At 58.7% G+C, this 2145-nt stretch carries 2 protein-coding genes and 1 pseudogene; all 3 read left to right on the top strand.

Annotated elements, in window-relative coordinates; all coding sequences use genetic code 11:
• A pseudogene (locus ACRC1E_RS10665) lies at positions 1 to 876 on the top strand (aminotransferase class III-fold pyridoxal phosphate-dependent enzyme); the annotation flags it as partial.
• 120 nt (positions 877 to 996) lie between these two features.
• A complete protein-coding gene (gene aruF, locus ACRC1E_RS10660) occupies positions 997 to 2016 on the top strand; it encodes an arginine/ornithine succinyltransferase subunit alpha (protein ID WP_438515076.1) in 1020 nt (339 codons plus the stop codon).
• Positions 2017 to 2029: 13 nt separating this feature from the next.
• On the top strand, positions 2030 to 2145 hold a 116-nt coding region (locus ACRC1E_RS10655), incomplete at its 3' end, for an arginine N-succinyltransferase (RefSeq protein WP_438515077.1).

Below are 2145 nucleotides of genomic sequence, written 5' to 3'. Positions count from 1 at the left end.
GCTTTCAAGCTGGCACGCAAGTATGCAGCCGACCACTTTAGTACCGATAAGCACTAAATCCTGTCGTGCAAGAATTCTTTCCACGGCCGCACGCTGTTTACCGTGAGCGTGGGTGGCCAGCCCAAGTACACCGAAGGCTTTGCGCCGGTGCCTGCCGGTATCGGCCACTTCGAGTTCAATAATATTGATTCGCTCAAAGCGGCCATCTCGGACAAAACCTGCGCCGTGGTCATCGAGCCGGTGCAGGGCGAGGGCGGCGTGTTGCCGGCCGATCCCGCCTTTTTGGCTGCCGCGCGCGAATTGTGCGACCAGTACGGCGCATTGCTGATTTTCGATGAAGTGCAAACCGGTGCCGGCCGTTCCGGCTCGCTGTTTGCCTACATGGAATACGGTGTGACGCCGGATATTCTGTCTGCCGCCAAGTCGCTGGGCGGTGGTTTCCCTATTGGCGCCATGCTGACCACCAGCAAAGTGGCACAGAGTTTCGGCATCGGCACCCATGGCTCGACCTATGGCGGCAACCCGCTGGCCTGTGCTGTAGCCAAGAAAGTCATCGAGATTGTTTCCTCGCCCGAGGTTCTAGCGGGGGTGCGCACCAAAAATGCCCGCTTTACCGCCGGCATTGCCGCCATCAACGCCAAATACCCGGTATTCAAAGAAGTGCGCGGCATGGGGCTGTTACTGGGCTGCGTGCTGAACGAGGCTTACGCCGGTCGCGCCAAGGATGTGCTGAAGGCCGCCGAAGCGCAGGGTCTGATGCTGCTGGTCGCCGGTCTGAGCGTGGTGCGTCTGGCACCTAGTCTGGTCATAGACGACGCCGACATCGATGAAGGCCTCAAGCGCTTCGAAGCGGCACTGGCCACACTGGCAAGCTAAGTCTGATGGACGTGGCCGTTCCCGGCCCGTCCTTATCTCAATACCTGCAGGATTTTTGCCCGCCGCCAGGCGGGCAGGCCGGTGTGCGCCTAGCGCACCGGTTTTAACCGGGAGACCACGATGTTGATCGTACGCCCAGTCACCATTTCAGACCTGCCCGCCATCGAGCGTCTGGCTATCGCCAGCGGTGTTGGTGTCACCAGTTTGCCGGCCAACCGGGAAAAGCTGTTTGAAAAGCTGCAACGCTCGATGTCCTCGTTTGACAACGAGACCGTAGCCGATGCCGGTAATGATTACTACATGCTGGTACTGGAGAAAGACGGTGAAATATTGGGCACCGCTGCCATTGTTGCGGTGGCCGGTTTCGACGAGCCGTTTTACAGCTATCGCAGCGAAACGCTGGTGCATGCATCGCGGGCGCTAAAAGTGAATAACCGCATTCATGCGTTAAACATGTGCCATGACCTGACCGGCATGGTGCAGCTATGCGGTTTCTTTTGCGAGCCGCAGCCCGAATCGTATACCGCCGAGTTGCTATCGCGCGCCCGGCTGATGTTGATCGCCGGCGAACGCCAGCGCTTTGGCCGGCGCATTATTGCCGAAATGCTGGGGACACATGACGTGGCCGGTCAGTCGCCATTTTGGGATGCCATCGGGCGGCGTTTTTTCAATATGGACTTTCCGCAGGTTGAGCTCGCTTTTGCCGAACACAGCAAAACCTTCGTGGCAGAGCTGATGCCGCCGTATCCGATCTATGTGCCGCTGTTGCCCGATGCCGCCCAGCATGCCATCGGCCAGGTTCATCCCGCGTTTGAGCAGCCTTGCAATATTCTGGTGCGCGAAGGTTTTGAAGGCGACCAATATCTGGATATTTTCGATGGCGGGGCGGTGCTGACGGCAGAAATAGACAGGCTGTTTACGCTTTGCCATCACGACTGTTTGCCGGTAGAGATTGCCGCCAGCTTGCCTGAATCGGCACAAGAGGCGCTGCTGGCCAATACGGCGTGCGCCGAATTCCGTAGTGTGGTTGGCAAGGTCGCCGTGGCCGATGGTGTGGCCTGGCTTAATCCGGATGTAGCGCGTGCGCTATGCCTGACCAGCGGTCAGCAAGTGCGCATCAGCGCCTTGCAGGGCGAATAAGGAGAAACCCGACATGATGTTCATTCGTCCTATCCGTTTTCAGGATCTTGATGGTTTGATGGAACTGGCACGCAGTGCCGGTGTTGGCCTGACTTCGCTGCCGGTGAACGAGGAGCGCCTGACCCGGCG

This window comes from Craterilacuibacter sp., assembly GCF_051659485.1.
In the GTDB taxonomy this organism is placed as follows: Bacteria; Pseudomonadota; Gammaproteobacteria; order Burkholderiales; family Chromobacteriaceae; genus Craterilacuibacter.
Note: the sequence above shows the minus strand (reverse complement) of the source record. Positions and strands in the feature narration are given on the sequence as shown.

Bases quoted from the DNA above. Each gene is read 5' to 3' on its own strand.
- aruF (WP_438515076.1), top strand. From the start codon at position 997: ATGTTGATCGTACGCCCAGTCACCATTTCAGACCTGCCCGCCATCGAG.